A 17302-nucleotide genomic window follows, 5' to 3' on the forward strand; every position below is an offset into this window, starting at 1 on the left:
AGTACTTACCGGGATTTCCGCGACCCGGCAGAGGGTTTGGCGGGAGAATCCCGGCAATATAAGAATCTTCTGCTACAATGTAGGATTGATTTTTCTGCGACCCGGAATGATCCGACCCATTCAGCGACCCAGGCACCTCGGAGTACGACCGTAATGAATCGTGAAGAGCAACAATCCCAGCTCAAGGAACTGATTGCCAAGGGCAAGGAGCAGGGATACCTCACGTATACCGAGGTCAACGACCACCTGCCCGACTCGATCATCGACTCCGACCAGGTCGAGGACATCATCGCGATGATCAACGACATGGGCATCGCGGTGCACGAACAGGCCCCGGACGCCGACAGCCTGCTGTTGTCCGACGGCTCCGTCTCCGCCGACGAGGACGCCGAGGACGCCGTGGCCGCGCTCGCCTCGGCCGATTCCGATTTCGGTCGCACCACCGACCCGGTGCGCATGTACATGCGCGAGATGGGCACGGTCGAGCTGCTGACCCGAGAAGGCGAGATCCGCATCGCCAAGCGCATCGAAGAGGGCCTGATGCAGGTCCTGTTCGCGCTCGCCCATCACCCGGGCGCGATCGAGCGGCTGATCCACGAGTACGATCAGATTGTCGCGAACAACGGCCGCCTGACCGATCTGGTGGTCTCCTTCATCGACCCGAACGACCACGCCAACGGCGAGGCCGTGGCCCGTGGCCTGGTGACGCCGGAACAGTCGCAGAAGGCCCAGGACGAGCAGAAGGCGGCGGCCGCGGCCGCCGCCGAACAACAGGCCAGCGCCGAGCTGGACGCCATCGTCGACGAGGTGGAGGACGCCGAGGAAGACGACGAGGCCGCCGAACCGGTCGACACCGGCCCCGACCCGGAAGAGGCCCGCGAACGCTTCGAGAAGCTGCGCAAGCTGCACGCCAAGGCCCACAAGGCCTTCGAGAAGGGCAACCGCGAGGCCTACGCCGTCGCGCGCGAGGCCACCGCCAAGTACTTCATGGAGTTCAAGCTGGTCCCGCGCATGGTCGACCAGCTGACCAGCCAGCTACATGGCAGCATCGACCAGATCCGCCGCCATGAACGCCGCATCATGGAACTGGCCGTAAACCAGGCGCAGATGCCGCGCAAGGCGTTCATCGACAGCTTCCCGAAGAACGAGACCAACCTCGGCTGGATCAAGCAGGCCTGCAAGGCCAAGGGCAAGTACACCACCGCCCTCGCCGAGCACGAGGAAGAGATCGTGCGCCTGCAGAAAAAGCTCGCCGAGACCGAACACGAGGCGAGCCTGAACATCTCCGAGATCAAGGAGATCAATCGCCGCATGTCCATCGGCGAGGCCAAGGCTCGCCGCGCGAAGAAGGAGATGGTCGAGGCCAACCTGCGCCTGGTGATCTCCATCGCCAAGAAGTACACCAATCGCGGCCTGCAGTTCCTCGACCTGATCCAGGAGGGCAACATCGGCCTGATGAAGGCGGTGGACAAGTTCGAATACCGCCGCGGCTACAAGTTCTCGACCTATGCCACCTGGTGGATTCGCCAGGCCATCACCCGCTCCATCGCGGACCAGGCCCGGACCATCCGCATCCCGGTGCACATGATCGAGACCATCAACAAGCTCAACCGCGTCTCCCGCCAGATGCTGCAGGAAATGGGCCGCGAGGCCACGCCGGAAGAGCTGGCCGAGCGCATGGAGATGCCCGAGGACAAGATCCGCAAGGTGCTCAAGATCTCCAAGGAACCGATCTCCATGGAGACCCCGATCGGCGACGACGAAGACTCCCACCTGGGCGACTTCATCGAAGACGAAAAGGTCGCCTCGCCGTCGGACTCCGCCGCGCGCGAGAGCCTGTCCGAGGCCACCCGCGAGATCCTGTCCACGCTGACCCCGCGCGAAGCCAAGGTCCTGCGCATGCGCTTCGGCATCGACATGAACACCGACCACACCCTCGAGGAAGTCGGCAAGCAGTTCGACGTCACCCGCGAGCGCATCCGCCAGATCGAGGCCAAGGCCCTGCGCAAGCTGCGCCACCCGACCCGCGCCGAACTGCTGCGCACCTACACCGACGCCGAGTAACACCCGGCCGGCTCCCCGCCGGCCACCCTCTGCGGCGCCATCTCTTCCTTTCCGGGTAGAATGGCGCCGCAGTCGTTTGTACCCTCCCCGATTACGGGCCTGTAGCTCAGTTGGTTAGAGCAGGGGACTCATAATCCCTTGGTCGTCGGTTCGAGTCCGACCGGGCCCACCACTCGCTTGCGCTCCTGCTGGGCGGGTCGGACTATTCCAGTCGCGCGCCTGCCGGCGCACGCCGTTCCGGCCTCGCGAAGACAGGCTTCGCGCCGCTGCGCGGCCGGCCTCCACCCAACCGGGCCCACCACTCGCTTGCGCTCCTGCTGGGCAGGTCGGACTATTCCAGTCGCGCGCCTGCCGGCGCACGCCGTTCCGGCCTCGCGAGGACAGGCTTCGCGCCGCTACGCGGCCGGCTTCTACCCAACCGGGACCGCCACTCGAACCCTTGCTTGCAGCACGGGGGCATTCCGGGGCCGTTGCGCTCAGGCCGCCTCTGCGGTGACGAGGCCGCGCTGCAGGTCGACGGTGATCCGTTGGCCCTCGATGACCGTGGCGCAGGCCAGCAGGAAGATCTCCACGAACTCGTTGCGCTCTTCCTCCGGCATCTCCGAGGAGGTGTTGGAGGCATTGAAGGTGCCGAACATGGTGTCGTGGGCGCCGGCCGAGTACAGGATCAGGCGCTGCATGGCGGCCTGGTCGTCCGGCGATGGGGCCGCGGTATCCAGGACCGGCTCGCCGAGCTTCTGCTTGATGGTGGAATAGAGATGAAACAGGTATTCCGCCGCGCTCTCCCGGCCCCGCCGATCCTGCAGGGTGAAGTTAGCCGAAACCGCCTCGCCACTGCGAGCACGCAGGAGGATGTGCTTCGGCTCGGGCTGATCGTCGGCGTACGGGTTCAGGATGTTGACCACGATGTCTCCAGCGGGGTTGGACAGATGGCGGGCCAGAGTACGAGACCGCCTGCGAGATTTCCATGACGCCCCCGCCAGCCATGTAGCTATCCACTGCGGGGGGAATACGCAGCCATGCTGGGCCGGCCTCCACCGAACCCGGCGCGCCTGCTCACACACCTCGACGAAGGGACTTGAAGGGACGCACCCTTGCTGGCACGTTTCAAGTCAAAAGCGTGTTCGTACCGATCCCGGTCACCAATGGAGCACCACGATGGCGAAATCCGTTTTGATGTGCCGACCGGAACACTTCGCCATCCACTATGAGATCAACCCCTGGATGGACCTTGAGTGCCCCGTGTGCCCGGACGCAGCGGCCCGGCAATGGGAGGCGCTTTATCAACTGTATACGGAGACCCTTGGCTGGGAGGTCCATCTGATCCCGCCCGTCGAGGGGTTTCCGGATATGGTCTTCACGGCCAACGGCGCGCTCGTCGTGGGTGACAAGGTGGCGCTGCCCACCTTTCGGCATCCAGAGCGTCAGGGCGAGACCTGGTGGTTCGAAAGCTGGCTGCGCGAGCAGGGGTTCACGGTGCTCTACCAGCCCCGCCACGATTTCGAGGGCGAAGGGGATGCGCTGATCTGGAACGACACGCTCTTCGCCGGCTATCCCTGGCGCAGTGACCAGGCGGCGCATGCCGAGCTCGCGTCATTTCTGGATCTGGAAGTGGTCAGCCTCCAGCTAACCGATGCCCGCTTCTACCACCTCGACACGGCTTTCACGGTGGTCGATCACCAAACCGTTGCGCTCTATCCGCCCGCCTTTACCCACGAGAGCCTGGAGGCGGTACGGCATCGGGTGCCCAATGTGATCGAGGCGAACGAGGCCGATGCGCTGGCCTACGGCCTCAATGCGGTCAGCGATGGCGAGCGAATCGTCCTCAGCGACCGGGCCACGGGACTCGCCGAACGCTACCGGCAGCACGGCATGGAGGTGCACCTGGTGGCGATCGACGAATTTCAGAAATCCGGTGGCGGCATGAAGTGCCTGACGCTGGACCTGAAAGGAAGGCTGCAAGGCCGATAATCAAGACTCTCGCCCCTTGCCCTGGCTGTTCGAGCAGACACCGTCGCGACAGGCGGGCGACTGTCGATGGCGCCGAAGTGGCCGACCCGCGCCGATTCGGACGGTTTGCGGCGGCTTTCCCTTGGATACCCATCATGGCGCAACCTGCCCTGCCTTTACGGGGTTGCGGCAAGGTTGGGATACTGCCGGTATGTGATGGCGCGCACGGTTTGCGGGCGGTCGCCGGAAACTCACCTGCCGACCGAGAGAGCGACCTCCGCCGCCTCCATGCGCCTGCTCAAGCACCCTGTATTCTTCGGCTGCCTGCTTTTCCTGGCTACGGCCGCCGGGGCGAGCAGCCTGCCTGCGGAATCCGGCAACGGCGTCGCGGGGCCCGCCCCCATAGTCGGCTCCGGCGATCAGTCGGCGGACGGGCCACTGAGGCTCACGCTGCGCGATGCACTGCAACTGGCCATCGCTCGCAATGCGTCGCTGCGCAGCGCGTATCTAGGCCGCGTGCTCGATCGGGCCAACCTGGATCTGGCCGAACGCACGTTCCAGCCCCGCAGCTCGGTATCGCTCGAGGCGCGGGAAGACCGCTCGGCCGGCTTGAACGGCACACGCACGCGGACCGCCAGCGTGGCTCCGGGAGCCAGCATGGCGCTCCCAACAGGTGCACAGGCCAGCCTGAACTGGCGAGTGGAGCGGGTGCTGCAATCCAGCGCACCCGATGGGACGGAGGACAGCACGTCCGAGGTCACGCTGGACATCAGGCAACCGCTACTGCGCGGCGGCGGGCTGGAGATTGGGCGGGCCCCCGTCGAGCGGGCACACCTGAATGAAGAACGGAACGTGCTGGTCCTGGAGTCGCAGGTCACCAGCACCCTCGCCCAGGTGATCCAGTCCTATCGCACGCTGATTCTGGAGAACCAGCGAGTGGAGCTAGCCGAACTGGCCCTGGAGCGCAGTCGCCAGAACCTCGAAACCCGCAGCGAACTGGTGGACCGCGGTCGGCTTTCCGCGGCGGACCTGGCGCTCGCGCGCGAGAGCCTGGCGCGCCAGGAACTGCAGCGCGAGCAGACCCTTGAGCGCCGAGACCAGGCCGAGCTGGAACTGGTGCGCCTGATCGGACTGGAACCGGGGACGAGGGTCGAGCCGGAAGACACCATCGATATCCGCTCCGTACAGGCGCTCCATTCTGACGCACCCAGCCTGGACCAGGCGCTGGATATAGCCATGGAGCAGCGCCCGGAGCTGCGCCAGTCGCTGGTCACCCAGCAACTGGCCGCGCTTGATCGAACGCTGGCCGAGGATGCCAACCGCTGGCAACTGGACCTGTCCGCCTCGGTCGAGGTCAGGGGCGATGCCCCTTCCACCACGCGCGCGATCGAGCAGGGCTTCGAGGAATCGCCCGGCCATACGGTAGGCCTGCAACTCAGCATCCCCTGGGGCGACCGCCCCGCTCGCCAGCAGCGCCTGGGTACGGCGCGTGTAGAGCAGCGCCAGGCGCGCCTGAGCACTGAAGAGCTGCGAACCTCTATCCGCATCGAGGTCCAGCGCAACCTGAACGCCCTCGAGAGCCGCTGGGATCAGTTGCGCCTGGCGGAGCAATCGCTGGAGCTTGCGCGCCAGGCCGTGGCCGTCGAACAGGAAAAACTCGGCGTGGGGCGATCCTCGGGATTCGAGGTGGAAAGCGTAGAGCGCGCGCTTCGCGAAGCGGAACAATCCCTGCTGGATGCCGCCATCAACTACCAGAATGCCCGAACCGATCTCGATCGCGTCATGGGTGTCGTGCTCGAGCGCTGGGAACTGGCGATCCCTCAGCCGACGAGCTGACTCGGTCTCCCACATCTCCCCCGAACACCCCGTGTACAACAATCCCCGGGGCGCTCCAGCTCACGCCGAACTAACCATTCCCGCGGGGATTACAACCTTGCTGTGCTAGGTTGAGCCACTCCACTCGACAGTCCGCACGGAGGCCACCCCCGCATGATTGATCAGCCGCTTCGACGCGCCGCGCTAATGGCAGGCGCTGTAACCGCCCTCACGGGCATCTCGGGCTCGGCTATGGCCTCAGGCGTATCCAGTGCGAGCGTGGGCGACACGCTCCGCGCCGGGGACTCTGTAAGGGTCGAGGCCGCGATCGGTTCCACGGGTTGCATGGGCCTGCGCGGGCTGTCCGACAGCGAGGTCCAGGGATACCAGTTGATCGTCTCCTACAGGGGAGGGGACCCGATCACCAAGCAGCGGGGACGCGAGAGCTGGAGGGAAGGAGAAACCAAGCGCTTCGACTTTCGCACCTCCGAGATCCGTGTGCTGTCCGGCGCCGTAGAGATCACCGAGATCAGTAATAGCGGTGGCGGCTGCCCCGACCGGCTTGGACTGCGCGTCAGCTGAACGCGGCCGCGCAAAATAAAACCGAACCCACCGAAACAGGATCCGGAATGCCAAAGATCACCCACGCTCTTGTCGCCACGGCCCTGCTCTCGATCGCCGCTACCTCGCCCACAGCCGCCTCGGGGGGCGGAAGCTCGGCCAACGAAGGCGATGTCCTGCGCAGCGGCGATCGCGTGCAACTGGCTACGCAAAGCTTCGCGACCGGGTGCATCGGCTTTCGCGGGCTCGAGTCCAGCGAGCTGCAGGGATACGCATCCGTAATGGACGATGACTACCCCCACCGGGAACGGATGACGCTGGAGGCCCGTGACCGGGAAAGCTGGCGTTCCGGCGAGACCAAGCGGCTCGACTTTTCCCACCGTTCGGAGGTTCACGTGGTCTCCGGAGAGGTCGAGATCACCGAAATTCGCTATAGCGGTGGCGGCTGCCCGAACCGCCTCGGCATACGCTGACCCGCTCGACCTCCCCGACCGGGGAAGCCGCCCGCGCGGCGGCCCTATCCCCGCCGACTGCCCTGTTTGCGCTCGCCCGCGGTGCGTTGCTGGCGGGCTCCGCGATCCTCTTTCACCTGAGTTTTGCCGAAGGGCCGCTCCCCGGGGTCTTCACTCTGTTCTCCATAAGCCTGCTGGGGCTCGCGCTGCAGGGGCTCAGGCCGGGGGCGGCCGCCGCGGCCGGGCTGCTCGCCGGCCTGGGCTACTGGTTGCCATCGGTGGGATGGGTGGTACCGGGCATGGAGGCATGGCTGGACCTTCCGTGGGCAGTGGGCGGTCTGACCGTGCTCGGGATTGCGCTGTTCCAGGCGCTCCCGTATGCCGCGTTCGCCGCGACGGCCTCGCTCCTGGCGCTGCGCCTGGAGCGACCCGCGCAGGCCCTGCTTGCGGCAGGTCTGCTGACCGTCATCCTGTCGTTCTCGCCGCAGATCCTTCCCGGTCATTTCGGCTATGCCCTGCTCGCCCATCCACGCCTCACTCAAGTGGTCGATGTCGGCGGCATCCCGCTCCTGCTGTTTTTTGCGGCTGCGCTCGGCTTTCTCGCCGCCGGCATCCTGACCGGGCTGCACCGTCGTACGCTCGCGCCGGCTGCACCGCTGCTGCTGGTACTACTGCTCGCCGCCCTGCTCGCATACGGAAGCTTTCGCCTGGACGCGCTGGACCAGGCCGCGCCGGAGCACAGCTCACGCCTGGGGCTGGTGCAGCCCAATATCCCGGTCCATGCGCGGCGCGACGACATGCCAGCGGCCGACCGCGACAACGACATCGAGACCGCGATCGAGATGACTCGACGGCTGCATGCGTCCGACCCCGACCTGGATCTGGTGATCTGGCCCGAGGCCGCGATCACGATGCAGGCGGCGCCGGAATCCTGGGGTCATCGCGCGCTCGCCGATCTCGCCGACGGGATCGGGGTGCCCATACTGGTCAACGGGACCGAGCAGCGCCGCGACGGGGATCATGTCGTCCACAATGTCGCCCTGCTGTTCGAGCCCGACTCTGGCCTGTCCGGGACCTACCGCAAGCGCAAGCTTGTGCCATTCGGGGAATACCTGCCTCTTGAAAAGCAGCTCCCCTGGCTGCGCACGCAGCTCCCGCAGGCCTCGCGCTTCAGCCCGGGATCGATGGCGGCGCCGCTGACTGGCCCCGATGGCATACCCCTCGCTCCGGCGATCTGTTTCGAGAGCCTGTTCGCTGACCTGGTGCGGGAGAATCTGGCCGGGCAGGCCGGCCTGATCGTGAACATCAGCAATCACGCCTGGTTCGGCTCCCCACGGACAGCCGATGCCCACCGGTCCATCGCCCGTGCACGCAGCCTGGAAAACCGCAGCCCGTTGATCATGCTGCACAACACCGGGGGTGGTGCCGTGTTCGATGCCGCCGGCCGGGTCGTACCCGGAAGCGAGACCCCGCATTGGGAAAGCACGACCCGAAGCATCGATGTACACACCGTAGCGGACCGGCCGTTCTATCAGCGCCATGGCGATCGTGTCCTGCAGGGCCTGGCCGTGCTGGTGATGCTGGCCGGGCTCTACCGGGGGTGGCGGCGGTTTGCGCGGCCTACTCGCTGCGCAACGCGATGATCGGATCCAGCCGCGAGGCCTGCAACGCGGGGTAGTAGCCGAAGGCCACCCCGGTCAGGGTCGACACGGAGACGCCCAGCGCGACCGCCACGGGTGCCGCCACAAAGGCATTGCCGGTGAAGTGTGCGAAGCCGTATGCCACGCCGGTACCCAGTACGGCGCCGAGCACGCCGCCCAGCAGACACAGCAGCACGGCCTCGACCAGAAACTGCCGGCGGATGTCGGCATTGCGTGCCCCGATGGCCAGACGGATTCCGATCTCGCGACGGCGCTCGGTCACCGACACCAGCATGATGTTCATGATGCCCACCCCTCCGACGATCAGGGCGATGCTGCCGATCGCACCGAGCATGACGGTAAACATGCGGCTTTGCGCCTCCATGTTCTCCAGCAGTTGCTCGGCGCTGTTGACCTCGACCCGCAGCCCCGGGACACGATCGGAAAACCACTCGATGATCTGCTGCCCCAGGGCGCTGTGATCGACCTCGTTGTGCACCCGTGCAAGGATGCCGTCCAGGTCCCCGTCCGGCTCGAATCGCTGCAGGGCCTCCAGCGGCAGAAACACCGTGCTGTTCGGTGACACCGGGCTGACACCCCCGCCCCGCGGGTAGGGTTCGAGGATCCCGGCGACGGTCACATAGTACGCCCCGATACGGACCCGCTCGCCCACCTCCAGCGGACTCCCGGCCTCGCGCGCATAACGCTGCGCCACCTCGGCGCCGAACACCCCCTGCAGGCTGACGCCATCGATATCCGATATCCAGCGACCCTGGGCGAGACGCACCCGCAGCAGGTCGCGCAGCGATTCGGTCGCGCCCGTCAGGCGCAGGTTGTGATTGTCCGCGCCCATTTGCAGCTGGGCGCTACCGGTACTGAACGGCGCCACGCGCTGCAGGCCATCGGTCTCGCGCCCCAGATCAAACGCCAGCTCCGGAGTCAGCGATACCGCTTGGCCATCCTCTTCGCGCTGAAAGCGCTCGCGGATATTGACCACATTCGTGCCCATGGCACGAAACTGCTCCAGCATCGCGTTCTGCATGATCGTGCCGACATTCAGCATCGCGATCACCGAGGCCGTGCCGATCACGATCCCCAGCAGGGCCAGCAGCGATCGCTGCTTGGTCGCGGCGATGTTGCGCAGGGCCTCGCCCAGCAGCACACGGGGCCTCATGCGCCATCCTCGTCGACCACCCCGTCGCGGATGACCAACTGACGCCGGCACTGCCGCGCGACATCAGTATCGTGGGTGATGATGATCAGCGTGACACCCTCGGAATTCAGCTCGAGGAACAGATCCATGATCTCCTGCCCCACGCGGGAATCCAGCGCCCCGGTCGGTTCGTCGGCCAGCACCACCGAGGGGCTGCCCACCAGGGCGCGTGCAATCGCCACGCGCTGACGCTGACCGCCGGAGAGCTCGTTCGGCCGGTGATCGCCGCGATCTCCCATGCCGACTCGCTCCAGGATGGCGCGGGCACGACGTCGCATCTCGCGCTTGCCGACATCCTGATACATCAGCGGCAAGCCGACGTTGTCGACCGCAGTCAGGCGTGGCAACAGGTGAAAGGTCTGGAACACGAAGCCGATCTGGTGATTGCGATAGCGGGCGAGGTCGTCGGCGGTCATCCGGGAGACATCGTGGCCGTCGAAGTGGTAGTCACCGGCCGACGGGCGTTCCAGCAGCCCGGCAATGTGCATCAACGTGGACTTGCCGGAACCGGACCCGCCCATCAGCGACACCAGCTCGCCACGCTGGATGTCCAGGTCGACCCCGCGCAGGACGTGAACATCGGATGGCCCGACGCGGTAGCGACGGTGTACATCCCGCATCTGCACCAGGGGCTGAGCGCTCACGACCCGCCACCGGGCGGCGCGATCAACCGATCCCCGGCCTCCAGCCCTGCACTGACCTGTACGCCGTCAAACCGCGAATTTCCCAGCTCGACCGCGATCCGTTCCGGCTCGCCATCGTCGCGCTGGCGCCATACCCAGTACTCGTCGCCGTCGCGCTCGACAAAGGCGTGCGGGATGACAACCGCATCGGGTTCCTCCTGGGTGACCACATCCACCGAGGCCGACATCCCGACGCGAATCCGCTCCAGCGCCTCGGCGTCCAGATCGTCGATGCGGGTGATCAGGCGAAACACCGGCAAGCCACGCCCGCTCGACTCCTGTGCCTGCGAGGAGACATACGACACTCGGGCCGGAAACTCCTCGCCGCCCCCGCGTGCAATCCGCACACGAGCGGACTGACCAACGCGCACGTCGTGGATATCCAGCTCGTCCACACTGCCCTCGATCTCCATCGACGACAGGTCGCCCACCGCCAGCAGGGCCTCGCCGCTGTTCACCCGCGACCCGGACTCGACCCGACGATCGCCGTCCTGTTCGTCGTCGATCGGGGCCAGCACGATACCGTCCACCGGCGCGATGACCCGCTTGCCCTCCATCTGAGCACGCACCTGCTCGTATTCAGCACGCGCGTTCTCGGCCTCGGCGCGCGCGCGCTCGAGCTGACGCGTACCGCCGCGGCGCTGGGTCTCGGCCATGTCCTCGCGCGCCGCTTCGACGCGCACTTCGGCTTCCTGCACTCGGTCCTCGGCCGCGCGCAGCTCGCGCTCCGGCACGATGCCACGCTCGAACAGATGCTCGACGTCATCCAGCTCGCGGCGGTCATTGTTGAGCGAGCGCTCCGCCTGGCGCAGGCTGCGCCGGGCCGAAGCCATGTCCCGGCTCTGCTCCCAGTCTTCCAGCGATTCCACCTCGGCCTCGGCATCCGCCAGATCGCTGCGAGCGCGGCGGTAACGAATGCGGACCTCGGTGGGGTCCAGCTCCAGCAGTACGTCGCCTTCGGATACGCGTTCGCCATACTCGACGTGGCGCGACAGCACGGTGGATTCGAACGGGGCGACCAAGGTAATCACATCGCCCGGCCGGAAGCGCCCCGAAAAGCCCGTCGTCGATTCAAGCGAACGCGCCTGCACCTCGAACACACCCGGATCCACAACATCCGGCGCAGCGCGCGAAGCCGTGGTCTCGCCAAAGTCCGGTAGTGAGAGGCTGGGCATGGCCCAGTACGCGGCCAGGGCAAACACGCCGATCACGGCGACGGTGGCGGCCAAACGCAGACGGTGAGTGCGTCGAAAGACATGCTGCAGGGCTTCGTTGCTGGACTCGACCTGCACATAGGCATCCTGCAACTCCCGGTGCTTGCCGCGCAGCTCCTCGGCCAGTGCGTGCTCGCTGCGCCGGGCGGCCTCGAGATCGGTGACATCCGTGAACACGGCCAGGACCGCCCGCTCCCCGCCGGCCGCCCCCTCGTCGAGGTAGGAGGTGGTCAGCTTGAGGGAACGGGTCTCGCCGTCCAGTTCAACCGCCACCACACGATCGGGCACCATCTCGCCGGAGTAGATGGCCTCCAGCAGTACATCGACGAACTCGCCATAGCCGGGTTCGCCAAGGAAGACCTCGGCCAGGCTGCGCCCCAGGGTGGCCTCCGGCGACAACGAGAGGATGCGGGCCGCAGCCGGATTGAGCGTTCGAATCATCCCGGCGGCGTCCACGACCAGGACGCCATCGGCCATCGCATCGAGGATGTGCTGACTGACCGGTTCCTGTTGACTCATGGCATGACTCCGGCTTCGGGGAGTGCCAGGCCCCAGGTGTCCAGCGTGGTGCCCAGCACACGATCCAGCACACTCTGGGCATTCAAATACGCCACAACCGCATTGAGCAACGACTGCTCCGCCTCCCGCAGGCTGCGTTCGGTGGCATTGACCTGAAACGAGGTGCTGCGCCCCACCGACAGCTTTTCGCGCTCGATCTCGAGGCTCTCGCGGGCTAGCTCCAGCGATTGCCGGGCAAAGCCGATCTGGCGCCAGCGGCTATCAAGGTCGTTGAGCGCGCGCTCAACCTCCAGACGCAGTTCGGTCTCGCGTTCGGCAAACTGGATATGCGCCTGCTGCAGGCGGATCTCCGATTCCAGCAAGCGCACCGGCCGCTCCGGATCGAACAGCGGGACCTCCATCTGCAGCCCGGCGCTGTAGCCGGGACGCTCGTCAAAGGTGGCCTCAAGAGCGCTGCGCGCGGAATCCCCCTCGCCACCGGCACCAAGACTGGCCACCAGGTCCAGCCGCCAGAGATGATTGTTCTGCGCCAGCATGCGGTTGACGTCCTCGATGGCGCGCCCGAGACGCAGGCGCAGGTAGTCAGGGCGATTCTGCAGTGCGATATCCAGCGCTTCATCGACCGCCGGGGCGTCCACGCGCAGGGTATCCAACTCATCGAGGTCGATGGTGTCCAGGAGCCGCAGCCGCGTGTCGCGCCCGAGGTTCAGCAGACGCAGCAGCTCCAGCTCGGCCTGTTCCAGAGTCTCCTCGGACTGGCTCACATTGAAACGCTGATTGGCCAGACTGGCCTCGGTCTGTACCAGTTCATTGCGCGCCATGCGCCCGCGCTCCACCATGGCCCGATTGCGTTCCAGCTGATCCTCGGTGCGCTCCAGTGACAAACGGGCGATCTCCAGGCGCCGCTGCTCCTGCAGCAGCGAACGGTACGCGTTGATCACGCTCTCGATCACCGTGACAACCTGTTCTTCAAGGCTCAACGCACTGATCGCTTCCTGGATACGCGCAATCTCGAGTGGCGCACGCCCAACCGCCAGCCCGCCTCCGCGCAGCAGCGGCTGCGAGAGATCCAGCGACAGGTTGGAGACTCGCGAGCTGGCTGCGGCCAGCCCGGTTTCGCCATGCGACTGGGCCAGGTTCCAGCTAAAGCCGATCCGGCCGCCGGTCGGCAGTTCCGCCTCCAGGGTGGGTGACAGGGTCGAGCTTCGCTGCGTCTCGGCATCGTCGCCGGGCGATCGGCTCTGCTGCGCCGACAGGTCAATCGTGCCCTGCGGCCGGAACTGCGCCTCCGCCACGGCCAGGTTGAGCTGATCCACGACCCGGTCGAGATAGGCGCTTTGCAGCTGCGTATTCCGGCGCAGAGACAACGCCACGGCCTCCGCAAGCCCAAGCTCGATGGTGCTGCCCGCGAGCGGGGCCGGGGCATATTCCATCGCCTGTTGTTCGAAGGCATCGGTGCCCGCTACGGCCTCGACAGCCGGGCCCAACAACAGCAAAGGGCTGAGCAGGAACAAGCCCCGCACAGCCCACCGAACGACCCATTCGATCCCTGTCCCGTTTTCAGTCACTCAAAAGATCATGGCGCTAATAGAGGCATTGATTGACGCGCTTCCCGACGGCCGGTGGCCACAAACACCGGCCCTGGCCTGCCGGCAAACGCCACGCAGCTGAATCGGACAGGAGGGCGCCGGCGCGCCACAGATGGAGAGATCGATGCGGATCAGGGCCAGTAGCAGGGCTCGCCGCACTCGATCTCGTGTTCCACCCCGTCGTCACCGTCGAAATAGGTGATCGTGATGTCGTTCGACAGGTAATCGCGGTTGGGAAAACGGGACTGAAAGCGCACCACATTGGGTGACTCGCCATCCAGGTTGTACACGTATTCGTGATACCAGCCGTCCCATTTCAGATCCGTTCGCGCCCCCGGGGCGAGATTAAAGGAACGCTCGGTGTAGCTGGAGAGTTCCAGCACCGAGCCCTGGATCGACTCGCTGGAGCGATTGTCGACCTCAACCACCGAGGAATCGGCCGCGGCGATCGCGCCGACGCCCAACATCGCCGCACCCACGGCAACCGCCGCACCCCACTTCGCCTTCCGCCCCACATTATTCATGCGCTGTCCTCGTTGCCTGAAATGTGCCCCCACGAACCGAGACTGGGCGACCAGGACCGTTGCACCCCTGCCGCCGCGTCTGCACCCGAATCGGGGATCCCGGACCCTGTGTATCACCCGGCCGTGGGTGGGCGCAAAACGCGGCATCACGACGGGCTAACGTCCGCCGTAGGCGGCCGCCCCCCAACGACCGATAACGCGCCGGGTAATCCTTACCCAGGAACCATGCTCAGCACTTCGAGTAGCCGCAGTCGCGACAGGTGGGGCAGCCGTCGATGATCTCGAGATGGCCATCGCACTGCGGGCAAGGGGTGGCTGTGGCCACCAGGTACGGGGCTTCCAGGATGCCGGAGGCTTTCGGGGTCCGGTCGCGGTAGTTGGCGACCAGTTCGCGTAGCGGGCGGGGGTGGCCGTCGGGATCCAGGAAGCCGCGGCGCTGGAGGATGCGCTGCAGGGCGTGGGCGATCGCGGCGACCTCGGAGGGGTGGTACAGCGGTTTGCCGTATTCGTTCTCGCCGCAGCGAACCGGGCCGCGATCCCAGGTGACCTTGCGCAGGTCGCGCAGGGCGCGGGCGGCGTAGCCGCCACGGGCCGCCAGCGACAGGCTGCGCATGGTCGCGGAGATCCACTGGTAGGACTCGGAGTGCTGCCCGGTGGGCAGGAAGAATTCGATCGGGCGCTCGATGGTCACGCGCTCGCCGCTGACCGTGCCGGAGACGGCGACGAAGCTGACCACCAGATAGACCGTCTGCGGCCCGTCCTGGGTCCAGTAGCGCACCTTCTCGGTGACCGACTCGAGTTCGCCCTCGGGGCGCGACGGAATACGCTTGCCCAGCGGGTGATCGTCCCCACCGGATGCGCCCTCGCCCTGCGGGGTGTCCGAGCGGCGAAAGGCGATGATGGGCTGGTCGATCCGGTGCATCGTGTCCTCCCCGACGGCGTCAGACGTCGTCGTAGTAGCCCTCGTCCAGCGCGGCGAAGAGATTGGCGGCGGTGTGGATCTGGCCCTCGTACTCGACCTCTTCGTCGCCGCGCAGGGTCAGCTCCCGGCCGTCCGCCAGGGCGAAGGTATACCAGGTACTGCGCAGGCGTTCGGGGTCCATCAGCACGCCCATCTGCGCCTGCGGGTTGGGCCGGTAGGTGGTGCAGCCCTTGAGGCCAGCGCGCCAGGCCTGCAGGTAGACCTGCTGGAAGTCCTCGAACGGGATATCGGTCGGGACGTTGAGCGTCTTGGAGATGGCCGAGTCCACCCAAGGTTGCGCGGCGGCCTGCATGCGGATGTGGGCGTCCACACTGACCTGGTCCGCAGTGATCGCGTGGGCGGGCAGATCCCACGGTCCCGCCTCGGCATCGACCCAAGCGCGGTAGGCCAGCAGCTCAAACGAGTAGCAGTCCACGGCCTCGCGGGTGCGCCGCCCGGGGCGGCGGATGTTGCGCGTGGTGTGATGGAGAAAGGTCGGTTCGATGCCGTTGCTCGCGTTGTTGGCGACCGAGAAGCTGATGGTCCCGGTGGGCGCGATGGAGGTGGCGTGGGTAAAGCGCGCGCCCTCCTCGGCCAGCGCCGCAACCAGCGCCGGGTCCTCCTCGGCGATGCGCTGCATGTAGGGGCTGAAGCGGGCATGCAGCTCCCGACCCTTCAGCACGTCGCCCACCTGATAGCCGGCCTCGGCCAGCGCCGGCTGACGCCGGAGCATGTCCGCGGTCAGCGTGAAGTCCTCGTCCATGATCGGGGCCGGACCCTTCTCGCGTGCCAGATCCAGCCCGGCCCGCCAGCTCTCCAGCGCCAGGCGGCGACAGACCTCTACGGTGAAGTCGGCGGCCGACTCCGAGCCATAGGTCTCCCCCAGCATCGCCAGAGCCGACCCGAGCCCGAGGATGCCCATGCCGTGGCGGCGCTTGCGCAGCATCTCGGCGCGCTGTTCCGGCAGCGGCAGCCCGGAGATGTCCGCGACGTTGTCCAGCATGCGCGTGAACACGCGCACCACCCGCTCGAAACGCGCCCAGTCGAAGGCGGCGTCTGCGGTGAACGGCGCGGAGACGAACCGCGTCAGGTTCACCGACCCCAGCAGACAGGCCCCGTCCGGTGGCAGCGGTTGCTCCCCGCAAGGATTGGTCGCCCGGATCACCTCGTCGAACCAGGCGTTGTTCTGGCGGTTGACCTGATCGATCAGGATGACGCCGGGTTCGCCGACGTCATAGGTGCTGCGCATCAGGGTGTCCCACAGCTCGCGGGCGCGCACGCGGCGGTAGATACGGCAGGCGACCCGGCCCTGGTCGTCCACGCGGTAGCCGTCCTCGACCACCGGCCAGTCGCGGTAGACAAGCTCGGAGGCGGCCACCGCGTCCTGTTCCACGGGCAGCAGCGGGAAGGCCAGCGCCCATTCGTCGTCGCGCTCGACCGCCTCCAGGAAGGCATCGCGCACCAGCACGGACAGGTTGAACTGGGTCAGCCGCCCCTTGCGGCGCTTGGCGAGGATGAAGCGTTCGATATCGGGATGGCCGATATCCAGCGTTGCCATCTGTGCCCCGCGGCGACCTCCGGCCGCGCCGATGGTGCGGCAGGTCTGGTCGAAGATCTGCATGAACGCGACCGGACCGTTGGTCGGCGCGCCCGCACCCGCGACCAGCGCACCCTTCGGGCGCAGGGTGCTGAAGTCATAGCCGATGCCGGCCCCGGCCTTGAGCGTCAGCCCGGCAGCCGTATTGGCATCGAGGATGGCCTGCAGCGAATCCCGGATCGTGCGCGAGACGGTGCAGTTGATCAGTGTGGTCTGCGGCTTGTACGCCTCGGCCCCGGCATTGGCCAGTATCCGCCCGGCCGGGATGGCGCCGTTGTCCAGCGCCCAGCGGAACTCGCGCTCGATCGACGCGCGCTTGTCCGGCGCCTCGACCGCGGCGAGGGCCCCGGCGACACGGTCGAACATCGCCCCGACCGAGGCATCCACCGGCTCGCCCCGCGCGTCACGCAGCTGATAGCGCTCGGCCCAGATCGAAGCCGACGAGGGCTGCAGGGGCACGTCGGGCGACGTGTCTCGTGAGGTGCGATCGTTGTCCTGCCATTGCCGGATCTTGCCCATA

The 17302-nt window shown here is 66.6% G+C and carries 14 protein-coding genes and 1 tRNA gene; 7 read left to right on the forward strand and 8 right to left on the reverse strand.

Features of this window, described 5'->3' with window-relative positions; translation table 11 throughout:
• Nucleotides 1-36: 36 nt before the first annotated feature.
• Nucleotides 37-2064 (forward strand): RNA polymerase sigma factor RpoD, encoded by a 2028-nt coding sequence (gene rpoD / locus F791_RS0104305; protein WP_255349441.1) that lies wholly within the window; start codon nucleotides 37-39, stop codon nucleotides 2062-2064.
• Between the two features lie 95 nt (nucleotides 2065-2159).
• A tRNA-Ile gene (locus F791_RS0104310) sits at nucleotides 2160-2236 on the forward strand.
• Nucleotides 2237-2540: 304 nt separating this feature from the next.
• Here F791_RS0104310 and F791_RS0104315 read toward each other — a convergent pair.
• Nucleotides 2541-2969: a hypothetical protein gene (locus F791_RS0104315; protein ID WP_018175241.1), complete on the reverse strand. Its 429-nt coding sequence runs from the start codon at nucleotides 2967-2969 to the stop codon at nucleotides 2541-2543.
• A 1-nt stretch (nucleotide 2970) separates the two neighbouring features.
• Between F791_RS0104315 and ddaH the strand changes: the two genes are divergently transcribed.
• The 5 genes from ddaH (at nucleotide 2971) to lnt (ending at nucleotide 8485) form a co-directional block, all read left to right on the forward strand.
• Complete coding sequence (gene ddaH, locus F791_RS0104320; protein ID WP_369771600.1) at nucleotides 2971-4035, forward strand: dimethylargininase; 1065 nt, start codon at nucleotides 2971-2973, stop codon at nucleotides 4033-4035.
• Between the two features lie 267 nt (nucleotides 4036-4302).
• A complete protein-coding gene (locus F791_RS0104325) occupies nucleotides 4303-5850 on the forward strand; it encodes a TolC family protein (protein ID WP_018993456.1) in 1548 nt (515 codons plus the stop codon).
• A gap of 153 nt (nucleotides 5851-6003) precedes the next feature.
• Entirely contained in the window at nucleotides 6004-6411 is a 408-nt protein-coding gene (locus F791_RS0104330) for a hypothetical protein (protein WP_018993455.1), read from the forward strand.
• 47 nt (nucleotides 6412-6458) lie between these two features.
• The gene (locus F791_RS0104335) at nucleotides 6459-6863 is read left to right on the forward strand and encodes a hypothetical protein (protein WP_018993454.1); all 405 of its coding nucleotides are present in this window, start codon (nucleotides 6459-6461) and stop codon (nucleotides 6861-6863) included.
• Between the two features lie 86 nt (nucleotides 6864-6949).
• Entirely contained in the window at nucleotides 6950-8485 is a 1536-nt protein-coding gene (lnt, locus tag F791_RS0104340) for an apolipoprotein N-acyltransferase (RefSeq protein WP_018993453.1), read from the forward strand.
• Here the strand turns inward: lnt and F791_RS0104345 are convergent.
• The 7 genes from F791_RS0104345 to F791_RS0104375 form a co-directional block, all read right to left on the reverse strand.
• Nucleotides 8463-9644: an ABC transporter permease gene (locus F791_RS0104345; RefSeq protein ID WP_018175235.1), complete on the reverse strand. Its 1182-nt coding sequence runs from the start codon at nucleotides 9642-9644 to the stop codon at nucleotides 8463-8465. The genes lnt and F791_RS0104345 overlap by 23 nt on opposite strands.
• Before the next feature lie 8 nt (nucleotides 9645-9652).
• A complete protein-coding gene (locus tag F791_RS0104350) occupies nucleotides 9653-10339 on the reverse strand; it encodes an ABC transporter ATP-binding protein (RefSeq protein ID WP_018175234.1) in 687 nt (228 codons plus the stop codon).
• Nucleotides 10336-12111 carry an HlyD family efflux transporter periplasmic adaptor subunit gene (locus tag F791_RS0104355; RefSeq protein ID WP_019592227.1) on the reverse strand — a complete coding sequence of 592 codons (1776 nt, stop codon included), beginning with the start codon at nucleotides 12109-12111 and terminating at the stop codon, nucleotides 10336-10338. Before F791_RS0104355 ends, F791_RS0104350 begins: the two co-directional genes overlap by 4 nt.
• On the reverse strand, nucleotides 12108-13625 hold the full coding sequence (locus F791_RS0104360; protein WP_019592228.1) for a TolC family protein: 1518 nt from the start codon (nucleotides 13623-13625) through the stop codon (nucleotides 12108-12110). Before F791_RS0104360 ends, F791_RS0104355 begins: the two co-directional genes overlap by 4 nt.
• 206 nt (nucleotides 13626-13831) lie before the next feature.
• Nucleotides 13832-14224, reverse strand: coding sequence for a hypothetical protein (locus F791_RS0104365; protein WP_018175232.1), 393 nt, complete (start codon nucleotides 14222-14224; stop codon nucleotides 13832-13834).
• A gap of 229 nt (nucleotides 14225-14453) precedes the next feature.
• Entirely contained in the window at nucleotides 14454-15146 is a 693-nt protein-coding gene (locus F791_RS0104370; protein WP_019592229.1) for a hypothetical protein, read from the reverse strand.
• A 19-nt stretch (nucleotides 15147-15165) separates the two neighbouring features.
• The gene (locus F791_RS0104375) at nucleotides 15166-17301 is read right to left on the reverse strand and encodes an adenosylcobalamin-dependent ribonucleoside-diphosphate reductase (protein ID WP_019592230.1); all 2136 of its coding nucleotides are present in this window, start codon (nucleotides 17299-17301) and stop codon (nucleotides 15166-15168) included.
• Nucleotide 17302: the final 1 nt, after the last annotated feature.

This window comes from Thioalkalivibrio sp. ALRh, from assembly GCF_000381425.1.
Lineage (GTDB): Bacteria > Pseudomonadota > Gammaproteobacteria > Ectothiorhodospirales > Ectothiorhodospiraceae > Thioalkalivibrio.

Excerpts from the sequence above, each read along its gene's own strand:
- ddaH (WP_369771600.1), top strand. The coding sequence starts at position 2,971 with ATGTCTCCAGCGGGGTTGGACAGATGGCGGGCCAGAGTACGAGACCGC.
- F791_RS0104365 (WP_018175232.1), bottom strand. The coding sequence starts at position 14,224 with ATGAATAATGTGGGGCGGAAGGCGAAGTGGGGTGCGGCGGTTGCCGTG.
- F791_RS0104325 (WP_018993456.1), top strand. The coding sequence starts at position 4,303 with ATGCGCCTGCTCAAGCACCCTGTATTCTTCGGCTGCCTGCTTTTCCTG.
- F791_RS0104330 (WP_018993455.1), top strand. The coding sequence starts at position 6,004 with ATGATTGATCAGCCGCTTCGACGCGCCGCGCTAATGGCAGGCGCTGTA.
- F791_RS0104335 (WP_018993454.1), top strand. The coding sequence starts at position 6,459 with ATGCCAAAGATCACCCACGCTCTTGTCGCCACGGCCCTGCTCTCGATC.
- F791_RS0104370 (WP_019592229.1), bottom strand. The coding sequence starts at position 15,146 with ATGCACCGGATCGACCAGCCCATCATCGCCTTTCGCCGCTCGGACACC.
- F791_RS0104355 (WP_019592227.1), bottom strand. The coding sequence starts at position 12,111 with ATGAGTCAACAGGAACCGGTCAGTCAGCACATCCTCGATGCGATGGCC.
- F791_RS0104375 (WP_019592230.1), bottom strand. The coding sequence starts at position 17,301 with ATGGGCAAGATCCGGCAATGGCAGGACAACGATCGCACCTCACGAGAC.